The organism is Sphingomonas pituitosa NBRC 102491 (assembly GCF_001598435.1).
GTDB classification, from domain to species: Bacteria; Pseudomonadota; Alphaproteobacteria; order Sphingomonadales; family Sphingomonadaceae; genus Sphingomonas; species Sphingomonas pituitosa.
Genome location: NZ_BCYY01000001.1, coordinates 143,813 through 158,933, shown reverse-complemented (window position 1 = coordinate 158,933; position 15,121 = coordinate 143,813). Strand labels below are relative to the sequence as shown.

Sequence of the window (15,121 nt, the reverse complement as noted above, 5' to 3'; positions counted from 1 at the left end):
CCCCCACCCCCATCGTGTTTACTTGCCCGCTGCGATCGCCGCGCTCACTTCGTCGGCCTTCGCGTCGCGGAAGCGGGCGCAGGTGCGGATGGTCTCGATCGCGCGATCGAGGCTGAGCGTGCTGCCCTTCGTCGTTGGTCGCAGCTTGGCGTCCACCGCGTCCGCCTGCGCGTTCGAGCACAGCGCGCCGAACATCTGCGCCGCGCGACCGGAGAACACGCCCCCGCCGCCGCCATTCTTCACGAACTCGTCGAAGTGCGTGATCATGAAGTCGCTGGCGACATCGCGCGTGTAGGGCGATTTCAGGAAGCCGGCGACGGTGAACAGCCGCTGGCGGGCGTTGATGCGCGGATCCTTGAAGTCGTTGAGGAACCAGCGCGCGACCTCCGGGTTGCCCGAGCCGGTCACGCCCTGGCCCAGCGCCTGGAACAGCGCCGGCCGATCCTTGGCCTTCGTGACCAGCTGCTCGACCAGCGGTACGCCCCGTTCGTTGATCGCAATCGCAGCGGCGACGCCGCGATATTCGGGATCGAGCGCCTTGTCGTCGCCGGCGACAAAGGCGTCGAACGCGGCGGTCAGCTTCCCGCGAAGCGCCGCATCATGGCCGGTCACCGCCACCAGATTGACCAGATCCTTGCGCAGCTCGCGTTGGTCTGCCTCCTCCTTGGCATAGGCGCCGGCCGCCGGATCGAAGCCCATCTTGGCCAGCATCGGCCCGTACAGCTCGACGAACAGCTTGCGATAGGCGGGCAGCGCCTGCGCGCTGATCAGCCCGCGCTTCTCCAGGTCACGCAGGCGATGGGCATTGTCGAAGACGATCTTGGTCGAGCCGTGCGTCGCGGTCGCGCGGGTCAGTGCGATCGGGCGGGTCACCGGGCTGCGACCGGCATAGAAGCTGGCCCAGGCGCTGTCGTCGATGGCGAGCAGTTCGGCGGCAGGCAGACTGGGCGTGGCGGCGATCAGCGCGTCCCAATCGGCCGGATCCAGCTCGAAGCGGTAATAGCCCCAGCCGCCGGCATTGGGCACGATCGCGCCGCTGCCCTTGGCGGAGACGGTCATGCTCGGCTTGTCGAGCAGCGCGCAGCTCTTCGTCTCGCCCTGGCGGAGACACAGCGGCACGACCCATTGCTCGGCGGGCAGGTTGGCGCCGAAGAAGCCGTAGCGCGACTGGGTAGCGGTGAGCGTGGTCCCATCGCGGTGCAGCGTCACCACCGGTACGCCCTGCTGGTCGACGAAGCTCTTCAGCGAGGCGAGCACGCGCGGATCATGCGCCGCATCGGCCAGCGAGGCGAAGAACTGGTCGGTGCTGGCATTCCCATAGGCATGCCGCTTCATGTGCAGCCGCACGCCGTCGCGGAAGGCCTCGTCGCCCATATAGGCGGCGATCATCGCGACGACCTGGCCACCCTTGCCATAGGTTATCTGGTCGAACGCGGCGTCGATGTCGCCGTCGTTCGGGATCGGCTGGTGGATCGGCCGGCCGGCGGCAAGCGCGTCGAGGTCCATCGCGTCGAAGCCTTCCTCGATCGCGTTCAGCTCGATCTGGAGGCCCGGCCGCCATTCGTTGCCGATGCGATAGCCCATCCAGTTGGCGAAGCTCTCGTTGAGCCAGATGTCGTCCCACCATGCGGGCGTGACGAGATCGCCGAACCACTGGTGCGCCAGCTCGTGCGCGACGACCATGCCGAACGCCTGCTTGCGCTCGCTGCTGTCCTTCTCGTCGAGGAACAGGATGCCGTCGCCATAGATGTCGGCACCGGCATTCTCCATCGCGCCCGGCATGATCGGCGAGCCGATCTGGTCGAGCTTGGGGAAGGGGAAGGGCTGGCCGAAATAATTCTCGAGCAGCGACACGATCTTGCCCGATTCCTTCAGCGCGAAATCGAGTTGGCCGGCATTGGGCTTGGTGCCGATCACGCCGAGCGGCATCGGCTGCGCACGCTGCGGCGTCGGCGGGATCATCGTCGCGGCGGTGGCGAAGGGACCGGTGACCAGCGCGACCAGGTACGTGGGCAGCGGCTTGGTGGCTGCGAACTGGTGGCGGACCAGTTCGCCTGCCTTGCTGGTGCCGCTCTCGGGCGCATTGCTTACTGCGGTAAAGCCGGGCTTGGTCGTGATCGAGACGGTGAACGGCGTCTTGTAGCCGGGCTGGTCGAACGACGGGAAGGCGGCGCGCGCCTCGATCGATTCGAACTGGGTCCAGCTGTACCAGGCATCGTCGACCTTCACATGGTAGATCCCCTGCGTGCCGGTGCCGAACGCGGCATCATAGTCGAACACCAGCGTCACGCGGCCGGCGGGGAGCGTCTTGCCGAAGTCGAGCTGGGCCAGGCCAGTAGGGCTCTTCTGCGTGAAGGTGGCGGCGACGGCCTTGCTGCCCGTGCGCGCCACGGCCTTGGCGACGTGCAGGTCGCGCCCGTGCATCCAGATGCTGCGCGCGGGCGCCTTCAGCTCGATGTCGATCTCCGTATGCCCGTTGAACCGCTCGTTCTCGGGCAGGATGGTGAAGTCCAGGCGATAGGCGATCGGGGTGGCGGCGTCGGAGAGCTTGCCGGTCGGCTGCGCGGGCGTCTGGGCGAGGGCAGCGACAGGCAGCAACAGGGCAGAGGAAGCGAAGAGAAGCGCGCGCATCGAGGTTCCTTGATCGAGGATGCGGGATGCTTAGGTCGGCCGCTGCCTTGCTGCAATAGCACACTCAAGCTGGCGAGTGCTTGCCCTTGGCCGTACGCGCCGTCAGGGTAACACCGACAAGCTTGGGGAGGATCGGATGGCACGACGCATGCTGCACTGGGTTGCCGCTGGGCTGTTGGCGGCGGCAACCGCGCAGGCGACGCCGGGCGACCGCTGGACGACGGCCTGGTGGACGTCGCAACTCGCGCTCGAGGGCGCGAATGCGCTGCCGGCGGCCGACCTGACCGACGCGACGCTGCGCCAGGTGGTGCGGCTGCAGGGGCCGGCGACGCGGCTACGGGTGCGCTTCTCCAATCGCTTCGGGACAGCGCCCTTTGTCCTAGACGGGGCCACCGTCGCCCGCGCAGTCGATGCCGCCAGCGCAAGGATCGATCCATCGACGCTCCGGCCGCTGCGGTTCGGCGGGGCGACGTCCGTGACGATCCCGGCGGGTGCGGATTACTGGAGCGATCCGGTGGAACTGCGGGCGGCGCCGGGCACCGATCTTGCCATCTCGCTCCATATCGCCCAGCCGCCCGCGCAGCAGACCGGGCACCCCGGATCGCGTGCGACTTCCTATGTCGTGCACGGCGATCATGGCAGCGACGCCGACCTTCCGGGCGCGAAGACGGTGGACCATTGGTTCCAGATCGCCGGGATCGAAGCGGTCGCGGCGAAGGCGCGGGCGGTCGTGGCGTTCGGCGATTCGATCACCGACGGCTACGGCGTGAAAGCCAATACTAATGCCCGCTGGACCGATGCTCTCCAGCGCCGACTGCGTGCCGTGCCGGGGATGGGCGCGGTTGCGGTGCTCAACGCGGGGATCGGTGGCAACCGGCTGCTCAACGACGGACTGGGCCCGAATGCGCTTGCCCGGTTCGACCATGACGTGATCGGCCAGCCGGGGGTGACCCACCTGATCGTGCTGGAGGGCGTAAACGATCTCGGTACGCTTACCCGCGAGGCGCCGGTGCCGCCCGAGGCGCATGCCGCGCTGGTCGCGCGGATGATCGACGCCTATCGCCAGATCATTGCCCGGTCCCATGCCCGCGGCATCAAGGTCCTGGGCGCGACGATCATGCCGTATGCGGGTTCGGGCTATTACCATCCGGACGCGCAGAACGAGGCCGATCGCCAGGCGGTGAACCGCTGGATCCGCACGCCCGGCAATTTCGATGCGGTGATCGATCTCGACGCGGCGATGCGCGATCCGGCCGATCCGAAGCGGCTGCGCAAGGACTATGACAGCGGCGACGGGTTGCATCCCTCGGTTGCCGGCTATGCGGCGATGGCGCAGGCGGTGCCGCTGGCGTTGCTGCGCTAGCCAGCTTGCCGACACGCTTGGCATGTGCAACCTCCCTGCCCGAGAGCGTAAAGAGGGCGGTTGCACCATGACGGGGGTGATCACGGACGCGTGCATCAAGTGCAAACACATGGATTGTGTGGAGGTCTGCCCCGTCGATGCCTTTTACGAAGGCGAAACGATGCTGGTTATCAATCCGCGCGAGTGCGTGGATTGCAGCTGCTGTATCGAGGCGTGTCCGATCGACGCGATCGTGTTCGACACCGAACCCCGAGCCGCGCCCTGGCTGGGCCTCAACGCTGCCTATTCCGAGATTTGGCCCAACGTCACGGTCAAGGCGGGCCAGACCCCTGCGGATGCGGCGGACTTCCACCACATAGTCGATAAATATCCGCGCTATTTCTCGGCTGCTCCCGGCCCAGGCGACCCGGCCGACCGCGTTGCAGCTATTCGTGCTGCATGCGCCCATTGCCGCGGGGAGACGCTGCTGGATCGCTGGCGCAAGGCGCTCCGGCGCTTGTTCGGCGCTACGGGCTGAGGCGTCTCCGTGATCCCGCCGCTAGAACAGCTCGCCCTGCGGTCCGGCCGGCGGGCGGAACAGGTCTGTCCGCAGGCGCATGCGTTCGCCGTCGAGGCCGTAGCGCTTCACCGCGCGGGCGAAGCGGGTCTGGAGCAACTCGGCCCAGGGACCCTGGCCGCGCATCCGGGTGAAGAAGCCGGGGTCATTGTCCTTGCCGCCGCGGATCGACTGGATCGTCGCCATCACCTTGGCGGCGCGATCGGGGAAATGCGCGTCGAGCCAGGCGCGAAACAGCGGCGCGACTTCCCAGGGCAGCCGCACCGGCAGGAAGAAGGCGCCGCGCGCACCCGCCTCGGCCGCGCGTTCCAGGATGTGTTCCATCTCGTGATCGGTGACGTGCGGGATCACCGGTGACATCGAGACGAAGACCGGCACGCCGGCATCGGTGAGCGTGCGGATCGCCGCGAGCCGGCGCTCGGGATGGGGCGCGCGCGGCTCCACCGTCATCGCGATCTTCGGGTCGAGCGAGGTGACCGACAGCATCACCGCCGCCAGCCCCTGCGCCGCCATCGGCGCGAGCAGATCGAGGTCGCGCACCACGCGGTTCGACTTGGTGGTGATCGTCACCGGATGCCGGCACTCGGCGAGCAGTTCGAGGCAGCCGCGGGTGATCCGCCAGGTCGATTCGATCGGCTGATAGGGATCGGTATTGGTGCCGAAGGCGATCGGCTTGCAGACATAGCCGCGCTTGCCCAATTCGGCGCGGAGCAGGTCGGGGGCGGTCGGCTTGGCGAACAGCTTGCTCTCGAAGTCGAGGCCGGGGGAGAGATCGAGATAGGCGTGGCTCGGTCGGGCGAAGCAGTAGATGCAGCCATGCTCGCAGCCGCGATAGGGGTTGATCGACTGTTCGAAGCTGATGTCGGGCGATTGGTTGCGGCTGATGATCGTGCGCGGCGTCTCCACCGTCACCGTGGTGCGCAGCGGCGGCGGGGCGCCGTCGATCACTTCCTGCGCGTCGAGCCAGTCGCCATCGGCCTCGCGGGCGGGGAGGTTGAAGCGCGCGCTCGCATCGTTGAACGTGGCACCGCGGACAGGGCGACTCTTTGCCATTGCGCGATGCTAGGCGGCAAAGTAGAACGAAGCAAGAACATTGAAGGGGAACACCTATGGCGCGATTGAACTATCTCGAACTGCCGGTGGGTGACATGGGCGCGCTCAAGGCATTCTACGGGCAGGTGTTCGACTGGCAGTTCACCGAGTTCGGGCCGAGCTATGCGTCGACGATGAGCGGAGACACCGATGTCGGGCTCGATGGCGATGCGCTGGGGCGCACCCAGCTGCTGCCGGTGATCGCGGTGGACGATCTGGAGGCGACGCTGGCTTCGGTGGAAGCGGCGGGCGGCACGGTCACGGTGCCGATCTTCGGCTTTCCCGGTGGGCGCAGGTTCCACTTCCGCGATCCGCAGGGGCATGAGCTGGCGGCGTGGGTGATGGAGGAGTGAACTTCTCGCGGTGATCGAAGTACCCGTTCCCCTGCGAAAGCAGGGGCCCAGGGCCACGCGCGACGTCCTATCCTACCCTGGGCCCCTGCTTTCGCAGGGGCACGGGACCGCAGGGGCACGCAAGTTGGGCTGGGCGTTCAGCGCTCCTGCAGCCGCCCCATCAGCTCGACGAAGTTGCAGGGCTTGTGGCGGATGTCGAGCTGGGTGGCGAGGATGCCGTCCCACGCGTCGGTGACCGCGCCGGTCGAACCCGGCAGCGCGAAGATATAGGTGCCGCGCGCAACCCCGGCGGTGGCGCGCGACTGGATCGTCGAGGTGCCGATCTTGGCGTAGCTCAGCCAGCGGAACAGCTCGCCGAAGCCGGGGATCTCCTTGTCCCACACGCGGGCGAGTGCCTCGGGCGTGACGTCGCGGCCGGTCACGCCGGTACCGCCGGTTGCGAGGATCACCTCGATGCCCGGCGCGGCGATCCATGCTTCGAACTGCGCCGCGATCGCATCGACATCGTCGCGCAGGATCATGCGGTCGGTGAGGAGGTGGCCGGCTTCGGTCAGCCGCTCGACCAGCCGGTCGCCCGAACGGTCGTCGGCCAATGTACGGGTGTCGGAGACGGTGAGGACGGCGATGCGGACGGGGCGGAAGGCGATGCTCTCGTCAATTGCCACGCGCGACCTCGCTCGGCAGCTTGGCGGCGCTGATCGTCACGCTGGTGCCGGTGCCCGGCAGCTGGAGCTGCTGCTGGAGCGGCGAGGGCTGCGGCGGCACGATCGGCTGCGGTGCCGGGAAGCTGAGCGCCGGCGCGCGCCGGGTACTGAGCTTGACCGCCTTGGCGCCGGCCATGCCGGGAAAGCGCGGCCACATGCCGCCGGCCAGCGCGACGCGGCTCGGCGAGGGCTTGCCGTCATGCAGCTCGTACATCCAGTAGTTGCGCAGCACCGTCACGACATAGCCGCGTGTCTCCCAATAGGGGATGCTCTCGATATAGAGCAGCGGATCGCCGCTGTCGCGTGAGGCCTTGTTCCAGGCGTCCACAGGGCTCGGCCCGGCATTGTATGCGGCGATCACCTTGGGCAGCAGGCCCTGCGTCTGCGGCATGTCGCGCAGCTGCTCGAGATAGGACTGGCCGATCTCCATGTTGACCGACGGCTTGGTGAGGTCGGACGCTGCATAGGTCACGCCGCGGCGGCGGCCGACGTCGATCGCAGCACCTGTCTTCACCTGCATCAGCCCCATCGCGCCCGCCGCGCTGCGGACTTCGGTGCGGAAGTTCGACTCCTGCAACGTGTGCGCGAACACCAGCGAGCGATCGACCCGCCAGCCGCCGTCGGGCGACCAGTTCGGCACCGGATAGCGTGCCTCGACGATCGGCTTGGCGCCGGCCGGGCCGTTATGCGCGAGCCAAAGCTCGGTCTGCGGCAGGCTCAGCTCTGCAGCGAGGCGGGTGAGCGCGCCGTGATCGTCCGGCGTGCAGAACTTGGCCTGATGGCGCAGCACCTGGTCGGCGAGCGACGTCTCGCCGATCTCGGCAAGCGCGGCGGCGACGCGGATATTGGGACGACGTTCGAGCGCCGCCCAATCCTTGCTGATCATCCGGTCGCCCTCGAGCCGCTTCTCCTCGATGCCGAGGCTGGAGCGGGCGAGCAAGCCGTAGAAGGTCTCGCCATATTGGCTGGCGGCGCGCAGCTTGGCGGCGACGCGGTCCGGACGGCCGCACGCCATCTCGGCGCGCGAGCCCCAGAACAGGCCGGCGGAGCGCAGTTCGGTGTCGCTGGCGCGGGTGGCGACGCGCTCGAAGGCGGCGGTGGCACCGGCGCAATCCTGCTGGCGCCACGCGGCGAGGCCATCGGCCCAGTCGGCCTGCGCCGCCCATTCGCCCATGCCTTGCTCGGCCTTGGCGGCCATGCGCCGGGCGTTGGCGTCGTCGCCGGCGACATAATAGATCCACGCCACCTTCTGCTGCCATTCGGTCAGCGCCTCGGGCGTCAGATCATTGGCGAAACGCGCGACCACGGCCTCGGCGGCGGGGCCGTTGTCGGTCTTGACGTAGGGCGACATCAGGATCGCGACTTCGGTCGCGGCATTGTCGCTGCGGATCGAGCGGGCACGCTTGCGGATCGGGGCGCCGTCGAACCAGATCAGCCGCTGCGCCACCGGCAGCATCGGCAGGTCGTTCACGCCGCGCGTCTTGGCGAGGCGGACGAGCTGTTCGGCCTGGGGCAACTCGGGCGCTTCGGTGATCAGCGCGACCAGCTGGTCGGCCTCGACGCGGGGCGAGCCCTTCGCGGTATAGAGCTGGGCGCGGGCGATCGCGTGGAGCGGGCCCGGCTTCATCGAATCGAGCTTGATCTGGGCATCGACCCAGCGGCCGGTGCGGATCGCATCGAACACGAACCGGTAATCGGCGCGCTGGTCGGCATCGAGCTGCGGCGGGATGCCTTCGCCGGCGCGCTTGGCGTTGGCAGGGGCGGGGGCGTCCTCGTCGATGACCGCCGGGCTGGTGTCGTCGGGCAACGCGGCCAGGGCCGGCGTGGCGATCGGCGCCGTCATCAGTGTGGCGGCAAGCAGGATGCGCAAGGTCAAAGGCTCGGTCCCCGGCTCAGCAGCAACAGATGTTTCCAGGTTTCGCTCTTGGCGGCCGGACGCTCGATCAGCGAGCGCGGGTGATAGGTCGCCACCACCTGCGTTGTCGTCTCATAGCGGTTAACGTCGTGCGAACGAAGTTCCGGCGGCCAGGCTTCCGGCCCGAGAACCGCACGGGTCGCCGCATGGCCGAGCAGCAGAAGCTTCTTCGGTCGGACGAACGACAGGAAATGGGTGGCGAGCTCGACCAGCTTGGGCGCTGCATCGGCCGGCACCTGGCCGGTCATCGGCCGGGCGAAACACAGCGGCACCAGCTGCACCGAGTCGCGCGAGAGGCCCACCGCCGCAAGCATCCGGTCGAGCAGGGCGCCTGCCGGGCCGCTCCACAGCGTGTCGGTGTCCTCGGGCTCGGGCATGTCGACAAAAATCGTCCAGGCCGGATCCGCGACGATCGCAGGGGCGATGACGGGGGTGTGCCACCCGGCTTCGGGCGCCGCTTCGCCGGTGCGCCAGCCGAGGAATTCCGGCAGCGTCTGGGGCAAGGCAGCAGGCGCGGCCGTTACGGCAGGCTCGGGCAGCGGCTCGGCGCGGAGCGGCGCGGGCTTGGCGAACCAGTCGCGCACCTCGTCTTCCACCAGCACGTCGACCCCGGCGGCATCCCACCATTCGAGCGCGCTCGCGAGCGACTTGTGCCAGCTATTGTCTGGTTCTACCCCCATACCCATTCTTTGAATCCCAGTTGACGGCGGGGTCAATCTGGCTTCATCGCCGGATAGACAGAACGTTGCGCGCGCGCGACGACAGGTGGCCGCGAGGGCCGTGTTAGTACGAAGGACTTAGGGGAACAAGGATGAGCGAACGGGAGTCGATGCCCTATGACGTCGTGATCGTCGGCGCGGGGCCTGCCGGTCTTTCCGCGGCGATCCGGCTGAAGCAGCTGGCGAACGAAGCCGGCGCCGAGCTTTCGGTGTGCGTGCTGGAGAAGGGCTCCGAGGTCGGCGCGCACATCCTGTCGGGCGCGGTGGTCGATCCCAAGTCGCTCGACGAGCTGCTGCCGACGTGGCGCGACGACGGCTGCCCGCTGGCGCGCACGCCGGTGACGGAGAACCGTCACTGGGTGCTGAGCGAGACCGGCAGGTCCGCGTACCCCGAGTTCCTCACGCCGCCCTATCTGCACAACAAGGGCACCTATACCGGCAGCCTCGGCAATCTCTGCCGCTGGATGGCCGAGAAGGCCGGCGAGCTGGGCGTGGAGATCTTCCCCGGCTTCGCCGCCGCCGAAATCCTGTACAACGACGATGGCAGCGTGAAGGGCGTCGCCACCGGCGACATGGGCGTGGCGAAGGACGGCGAGCACAAGCCGGACTACCAGCCGGGCCTCGAGATCCACGCCAAATACACCTTCCTCTCCGAAGGCTGCCGCGGCCACCTGTCGAAGCAGATGATCCGCCAGTTCGCGCTGGACGCCGAGTGCCAGCCGCAGGTCTATGGCATCGGCATCAAGGAATTGTGGGACGTGGATCCCGCCAAGCATGTGCCGGGCCGCGTGATCCACACCCAGGGCTGGCCGCTGACCGACGGCGCCAATGGCGGCGGGTTCATCTATCACCAGGCGGATGGGCAGGTCGCGATCGGCTTCGTCGTGTGGCTGGGCTACAAGAACCCGTGGCTCTCGCCCTTCCAGGAGATGCAGCGCTGGAAGACGCACCCCGAGATCGCCGCGCTGCTGAAGGGCGCCAAGCGCGTCTCCTACGGCGCGCGCGCGATTTCCGATGGCGGCTGGCAGTCCGTGCCGAAGCTGGTCGCGCCGGGCCTGGCGCTGATCGGCGATTCGGCCGGCTTCCTGAACGTGCCGCGGATCAAGGGCACGCACACCGCGATGAAGAGCGGGATGATGGCGGCAGAGGCAGCGTTCGCGGCCGTGCAGGCCGGGCGCACGAGCGACGAACTCACCGCCTATCCGGAAGCGTACGAAGCGAGCTGGGTGTACAAGGAGCTGCGCGGCGTCCGCAACGTGGCGCCGCTCGTCAAGAAGTTCGGTGATACCTGGGGCACTCTGCTCTCGGGCGTGGCGATGTGGAGCGAGCATCTGGGCCTGCGCTGGCCGATCACGATGAAGCACAAGCCCGATAACGAGGGACTGCTGCGTGCCGACCAGGCGCCGAAGATCGACTATCCCAAGCCCGACGGCGTGCTCACCTTCGACCGGCTCTCGTCGGTGTTCGTCTCGAACACCAATCACGAGGAGGACCAGCCGGTCCATCTGACGCTGAAGGACAAGGATATTCCCATCGGCTACAATCTGCCGATGTACGCGGAGCCTGCGCAGCGTTATTGTCCGGCGGGTGTGTATGAGGTCGTAGGGGAAGGCGATGATCTGCGGTTCCAGATCAACGCGCAGAATTGCGTGCACTGCAAGACCTGCGACATCAAGGATCCCACCCAGAACATCAACTGGGTGGTGCCCGAAGGCGGGGGTGGCCCCAATTATCCGAACATGTAGCGCCGCGCTCGCGCTGCTGCTGGCGGTGCCCGCAGCGGCGCAGACGGCCGACCTGGCCGATTATGTCCGCGCCCGCGCCGCCGATGCGGCAGGGGCGGCGGGCGTGGCGGCGCAGGGCTATGGCCGCGCGCTGGCAGTGACGCCCGACGATCCGGTGATCGCGCTGCGCGCCTATCGCCAGGCGCTGATGGTGGGCGACATGCCGCTCGCCAGCCGTGCGGCGGCAGTGATGGAAAAGGCCGGCGTCGCGCCGCCCGATGCGGCGCTGGTCGACATGGCGGTGGCGCTCGCCGCCGGCGACCAGCCCCGCGCCGCCGACGCCGTGAAGCGGCTGAAGGGCACCCCGTTCGACTTCCTGATGCCCATTTTCACCGCCTGGCTGGCACAGGCGCGCGGCCTGGACGGCGTGGCGGTGATCGACAGCCTCGACATGGGCGCGCTCGCCCGCCGTTATGCCGCGCCCCAGCGTGCGCTGATGCTGATGGCACAGGGCAAGGACGATTCCGCCGCGCTCGGCGCGATGGCGGCGCTTGCCGGGGACGGCGATGCCGACATGCGCATCGATCTGGCGACCGTGCGCGGCCGCGATGGCGGGCGCTTCCTGCTCGACGGCGGGGACTCCGAGCTGGAGGCGGTGGCGCGGTCGCTCGGAGGCCCGCAAACGGTAACGATCGGCTATGCGCTCTCGCGTATGTTCCGCGCCTTGGCCGCCGATCTGGGCGGGGACCGGATGGCGACGCTGACGATCGTGCTGAGTCGTTGCGCGCTGATCCTCGATCCTGCCGAGGCGCGTTCGCGGATCCTGCTCGCCCAGGCGCTCGACGCCAATGGTGCGGCGGATCTTGCGCTGCAGACGCTGGCGGCGATCCCGAAGGACAGCCCGTTCGCCCGCCGTGCCGCCGGTGCGCGCATCGGCGTGCTCCGGGATGCCGGCCGTGCCGATGCGGCGCTGGCAGATGCCAGGGCGCTCGCCGAGGATCGCGGCGCTACGCCGATCGAGGTGGAGCGCTATGCCCGGCTCCTCAGCGATACCGGTCGGCACGATGCTGCGGCGCGCGCCTATGCCGATGCCATCCGCCGAGGCGGCGCGGGCAGCGCGGACCTGCATCTCGATCTCGGGCTGGCGCTCGAAAGGGCGGATCGCTGGGAGGAGGCGCTGCCCCAACTCCGCAAGGCGGTGGCGCTCGCACCCAATCGGGCCGATGCGCTCCGCACGCTGGGCGCGGCGCTGATCGCGCACGGCGGGGATGGTGCGGAAGCGCTGCGCCTGCTGGAACGCGCCCGCAAGGTCGCGCCCGACGACGCCGAGGTCGCAGACGCACTGGGCTGGGCCTATGTGCGCCAGGGCGAGGTCGCGCGCGGCGCGCTGTTGCTGGAAACCGCTGCGCGTGATGATCCGGCCGGCACCACGGCCAACGAGCATCTGGGCGATGCCTATTGGCAGCTCGGCCGCCAGTTCGAGGCACGCTATGCCTGGCGGGCAGCGGCGATCCACGCCGCGCCGGCCGATGCCGAGCGGATCGCCCGCAAGCTGCGCGAGGGGCTGACGCGCGCCTCCTGAACGCGCTAGGGCGGCGGCGATGCCTGATCTCCGCACCGTCATCGAACCCGCCCGCGCCAAGCTCAACCTCGCGCTGCACGTCCGCCATCGTCGGCCGGACGGCTATCACGAACTGGAGACGCTGTTCGCCTTTGTCGAGCATGGCGACCTGGTGCGCGTGACAACGGCCGACGCGGACCGGTTCACGCTGACCGGCCCCTTCGCGGGGGTGCTGGCGGGCGAGGGGGACAATCTGGTCACACGGGCGGCCGCCCGGTTTCGCGACGTGTTCGGCGGCGGCGCGCATGCGATTGCGCTCGAGAAGCACCTGCCCGTCGCTTCGGGCATCGGTGGCGGCTCGGCGGATGCGGCGGCTACGCTTCGCGCCCTGGCCGCGCTCCACGGGGTGGCGCTGGAGGACCCCAGGCTGTTCGCCATTGCCGACGGCCTGGGCTCGGACGTGCCCGCCTGTCTGCTCGGACGCACCGCGCTGGGGCGCGGCCGGGGCGAACAGCTGGCGCCGCTGGAGGGACTTGCGGGCATGCCGACACTGCTGGTCAATCCGGGTATCGGCGTCTCGACCGCAGCGGTGTTCAAGGGCTGGGACGGTGTTGACCGCGGCCCGATCGGCACTGGCGACCTGCTCGCCGTGGCGCGCGCGGGCCGCAACGATCTCGAGCCGCCAGCGCGCGTGCTTGCTCCCGAAATCGATGCGGTGCTCGCGGCGCTGGCGGCCCAACCGGGCGGGGTGTTCGCGCGCATGTCCGGATCCGGGGCGACCTGCTTCGGGCTCTTCGATACCGAAGTCGCTCGCGACGCGGCGGCGGCGGCGCTGGAAGGCCGCGGCTGGTGGCTTGCCGCGACACATTTGCGATGAGCAGGTAATCGAATCTTTACCGTTTCGGGACATTTCGGTGTCGACGGATCTGGCGCGACGCGAACGTCCGTCCTTGGCCCGCGGGGGCGCTTCCTTGCCGGAAGTCCCCCCGCGCGCCATCGCGTGACTTGGCCGCGCGGATCGGGCACAGCTGCCACATGATCGACGTTGATTGGGATGGGCCGATCGCCACGATCGCGCTCGCGCGGGGCTCGGCGCGCAACGCGGTGCCGGTCGCCGGGTGGGAACGACTTGCGGCGCACGCTGCCGATCTGCGCGATGCACGGGTGGTGATCCTGCGATCGGCCATGCCGGCGATGTTCTCGGCCGGCGCCGACATTGGCGAATTCGCCCAGCTGCAAACCGATCCTGCCGCGCGGTCCCGCTTTCGCATGGGCATGCGCGCGGCGATCGACGCGGTGGCGGCGCTGCCGATGCCGGTACTCGCCGCGGTCGATGGCGGCTGTTTCGGCGCGGCGGTTGCGCTGATCCTGGCCGCCGACCTTCGCATCGCAGGCGACGCGGCACAGTTCGCCGTCACCCCGGCGCGGCTCGGCCTCGGCTATCCGCGCGAGGACGTCGCCCGGCTCGCGGCGCAGGTCGGGCACGGGCAGGCCGGCGCGCTGCTGTTCACCGGCGAGACGATCGATGCCGACGCCGCCGCGGGCATCAACCTGGTGGAGCGTCGTGCGCCTCAGGCCGCGCCTGCCGCCCTCACGCTTGCCCAGCGCATCGCCGAGAACGCGCCGAACGCCGTCCGCCAGCTCAAGCGCGCGCTGCATCATCCAGCCGATACCGCGCTCGATGCCGCGTTCGAAGCGGCGTTCGGGGGTACCGAACTCGCCGAGGGGCTTGCTGCCTTTCAGGGCCGCCGGCGGCCGGTGTTCCCGTGAGCGGGGCCGAAATCCTCTCCGGAAGTGCGCAGGATGTGCTGCTGTTGTGCGACCACGCGTCCAACGCCGTGCCCGCGGATATCGACCTCGGCATCGATCCGCGGCTGCTGGATCTGCACATCGGCGTCGATATCGGCGCGGCCGAGGTGACGCGCGCGCTCGCCGCGACCCTGGATGCGCCGGCGATCCTCGCGACGGTATCGCGGCTGGTGATCGACCTGCACCGGGAGCCGGACCATGCCGGGCTGATCCCCGCGACCAGCGACGGCCACCCGGTGCCCGGCAACGTGGATGCCGATCGGGCGCAGCGGATCGCCCGATTCCATGCGCCCTATCATCGCCTGCTGCGCGCCCAGGTGCGGCGCCAGCGGCCTGCGCTGATACTCTCGATCCACAGCTTCACGCCGAAGCTGGAGCAGGGCGGGTTGTCGCGCCCCTGGGAGGTCGGCATCCTCTACAATCGCGACGCGCGCGCCGCGCATCCGGCCGTCGCCTGGTTTCGCGCGCAGGGCATCGTGACCGGCGACAACGAGCCCTATTCGGGCCGCCTGCTGAACGCGACGCTCAACCGCCATGCCGAGGCGCAAGGCATTCCCTCGATCGCCATCGAGATCCGCAACGATCTGATCCGCGACGCCACCGGTGTGGCGCGTTGGTCAGCACAGCTGCACGCGCTTGTGCTTTTTCTGCGCAACACTCTTGCGCGAAAGGGTGTTCTCGCGACATAGGCTTG

12 protein-coding genes and 1 pseudogene are annotated in these 15,121 nt (G+C 69.0%); 8 read left to right on the top strand and 5 right to left on the bottom strand.

Annotated features, from left to right (window positions below):
• Nucleotides 1-18: 18 nt before the first annotated feature.
• Nucleotides 19-2,631: a M1 family metallopeptidase gene (locus tag SPI01S_RS00750; RefSeq protein WP_066716659.1), complete on the bottom strand. Its 2,613-nt coding sequence runs from the start codon at nucleotides 2,629-2,631 to the stop codon at nucleotides 19-21.
• Nucleotides 2,632-2,767: 136 nt separating this feature from the next.
• Between SPI01S_RS00750 and SPI01S_RS00745 the strand changes: the two genes are divergently transcribed.
• Both SPI01S_RS00745 and SPI01S_RS00740 read left to right on the top strand, forming a co-directional pair.
• Nucleotides 2,768-3,994, top strand: a complete 1,227-nt coding sequence (locus SPI01S_RS00745; RefSeq protein WP_157084502.1) for an SGNH/GDSL hydrolase family protein — start codon at nucleotides 2,768-2,770, stop codon at nucleotides 3,992-3,994.
• 67 nt (nucleotides 3,995-4,061) lie between these two features.
• Nucleotides 4,062-4,400, top strand: a pseudogene (locus SPI01S_RS00740) (DUF3470 domain-containing protein); the annotation flags it as partial.
• A 132-nt stretch (nucleotides 4,401-4,532) separates the two neighbouring features.
• Here the strand turns inward: SPI01S_RS00740 and SPI01S_RS00735 are convergent.
• Nucleotides 4,533-5,603, bottom strand: a complete 1,071-nt coding sequence (locus SPI01S_RS00735; RefSeq protein ID WP_066716653.1) for a PA0069 family radical SAM protein — start codon at nucleotides 5,601-5,603, stop codon at nucleotides 4,533-4,535.
• Nucleotides 5,604-5,659: 56 nt separating this feature from the next.
• On the opposite strand from SPI01S_RS00735, the gene SPI01S_RS00730 reads away from it, so the two are divergent.
• Complete coding sequence (locus SPI01S_RS00730) at nucleotides 5,660-5,995, top strand: VOC family protein (RefSeq protein WP_066716651.1); 336 nt, start codon at nucleotides 5,660-5,662, stop codon at nucleotides 5,993-5,995.
• 137 nt (nucleotides 5,996-6,132) lie between these two features.
• Here the strand turns inward: SPI01S_RS00730 and moaB are convergent, their stop codons facing one another.
• Genes moaB through SPI01S_RS00715 form a run of 3 tightly spaced genes read right to left on the bottom strand, consistent with a single transcriptional unit; the run spans nucleotide 6,133 to nucleotide 9,294 of the window.
• Nucleotides 6,133-6,660, bottom strand: a complete 528-nt coding sequence (gene moaB / locus SPI01S_RS00725; RefSeq protein ID WP_066716649.1) for a molybdenum cofactor biosynthesis protein B — start codon at nucleotides 6,658-6,660, stop codon at nucleotides 6,133-6,135.
• Nucleotides 6,650-8,575 carry a lytic transglycosylase domain-containing protein gene (locus SPI01S_RS00720; RefSeq protein ID WP_066716646.1) on the bottom strand — a complete coding sequence of 642 codons (1,926 nt, stop codon included), beginning with the start codon at nucleotides 8,573-8,575 and terminating at the stop codon, nucleotides 6,650-6,652. The genes moaB and SPI01S_RS00720 overlap by 11 nt, the downstream gene beginning before the upstream one ends.
• Nucleotides 8,572-9,294 carry a uracil-DNA glycosylase family protein gene (locus SPI01S_RS00715; RefSeq protein ID WP_066716643.1) on the bottom strand — a complete coding sequence of 241 codons (723 nt, stop codon included), beginning with the start codon at nucleotides 9,292-9,294 and terminating at the stop codon, nucleotides 8,572-8,574. The genes SPI01S_RS00720 and SPI01S_RS00715 overlap by 4 nt, the downstream gene beginning before the upstream one ends.
• 131 nt (nucleotides 9,295-9,425) lie before the next feature.
• On the opposite strand from SPI01S_RS00715, the gene SPI01S_RS00710 reads away from it, so the two are divergent.
• The 5 genes from SPI01S_RS00710 (at nucleotide 9,426) to SPI01S_RS00690 (ending at nucleotide 15,116) form a co-directional block, all read left to right on the top strand.
• Complete coding sequence (locus tag SPI01S_RS00710) at nucleotides 9,426-11,078, top strand: electron transfer flavoprotein-ubiquinone oxidoreductase (RefSeq protein ID WP_066716640.1); 1,653 nt, start codon at nucleotides 9,426-9,428, stop codon at nucleotides 11,076-11,078.
• Entirely contained in the window at nucleotides 11,053-12,639 is a 1,587-nt protein-coding gene (locus SPI01S_RS00705; protein ID WP_245653414.1) for a tetratricopeptide repeat protein, read from the top strand. The genes SPI01S_RS00710 and SPI01S_RS00705 overlap by 26 nt, the downstream gene beginning before the upstream one ends.
• A 19-nt stretch (nucleotides 12,640-12,658) precedes the next feature.
• Nucleotides 12,659-13,495 carry a 4-(cytidine 5'-diphospho)-2-C-methyl-D-erythritol kinase gene (locus SPI01S_RS00700; RefSeq protein ID WP_066716638.1) on the top strand — a complete coding sequence of 279 codons (837 nt, stop codon included), beginning with the start codon at nucleotides 12,659-12,661 and terminating at the stop codon, nucleotides 13,493-13,495.
• Nucleotides 13,496-13,653: 158 nt separating this feature from the next.
• The gene (locus tag SPI01S_RS00695; RefSeq protein ID WP_066716635.1) at nucleotides 13,654-14,388 is read left to right on the top strand and encodes an enoyl-CoA hydratase/isomerase family protein; all 735 of its coding nucleotides are present in this window, start codon (nucleotides 13,654-13,656) and stop codon (nucleotides 14,386-14,388) included.
• The gene (locus tag SPI01S_RS00690; protein ID WP_066716633.1) at nucleotides 14,385-15,116 is read left to right on the top strand and encodes an N-formylglutamate amidohydrolase; all 732 of its coding nucleotides are present in this window, start codon (nucleotides 14,385-14,387) and stop codon (nucleotides 15,114-15,116) included. The genes SPI01S_RS00695 and SPI01S_RS00690 overlap by 4 nt, the downstream gene beginning before the upstream one ends.
• The last annotated feature ends 5 nt before the right edge of the window (nucleotides 15,117-15,121 follow it).

Bases quoted from the DNA above. Each gene is read 5' to 3' on its own strand.
- SPI01S_RS00710 (WP_066716640.1), top strand. From the start codon at position 9,426: ATGAGCGAACGGGAGTCGATGCCCTATGACGTCGTGATCGTCGGCGCG.
- SPI01S_RS00750 (WP_066716659.1), bottom strand. From the start codon at position 2,631: ATGCGCGCGCTTCTCTTCGCTTCCTCTGCCCTGTTGCTGCCTGTCGCT.
- SPI01S_RS00735 (WP_066716653.1), bottom strand. From the start codon at position 5,603: ATGGCAAAGAGTCGCCCTGTCCGCGGTGCCACGTTCAACGATGCGAGC.
- SPI01S_RS00695 (WP_066716635.1), top strand. From the start codon at position 13,654: ATGATCGACGTTGATTGGGATGGGCCGATCGCCACGATCGCGCTCGCG.
- SPI01S_RS00745 (WP_157084502.1), top strand. From the start codon at position 2,768: ATGGCACGACGCATGCTGCACTGGGTTGCCGCTGGGCTGTTGGCGGCG.
- SPI01S_RS00730 (WP_066716651.1), top strand. From the start codon at position 5,660: ATGGCGCGATTGAACTATCTCGAACTGCCGGTGGGTGACATGGGCGCG.
- SPI01S_RS00700 (WP_066716638.1), top strand. From the start codon at position 12,659: ATGCCTGATCTCCGCACCGTCATCGAACCCGCCCGCGCCAAGCTCAAC.
- SPI01S_RS00715 (WP_066716643.1), bottom strand. From the start codon at position 9,294: ATGGGGGTAGAACCAGACAATAGCTGGCACAAGTCGCTCGCGAGCGCG.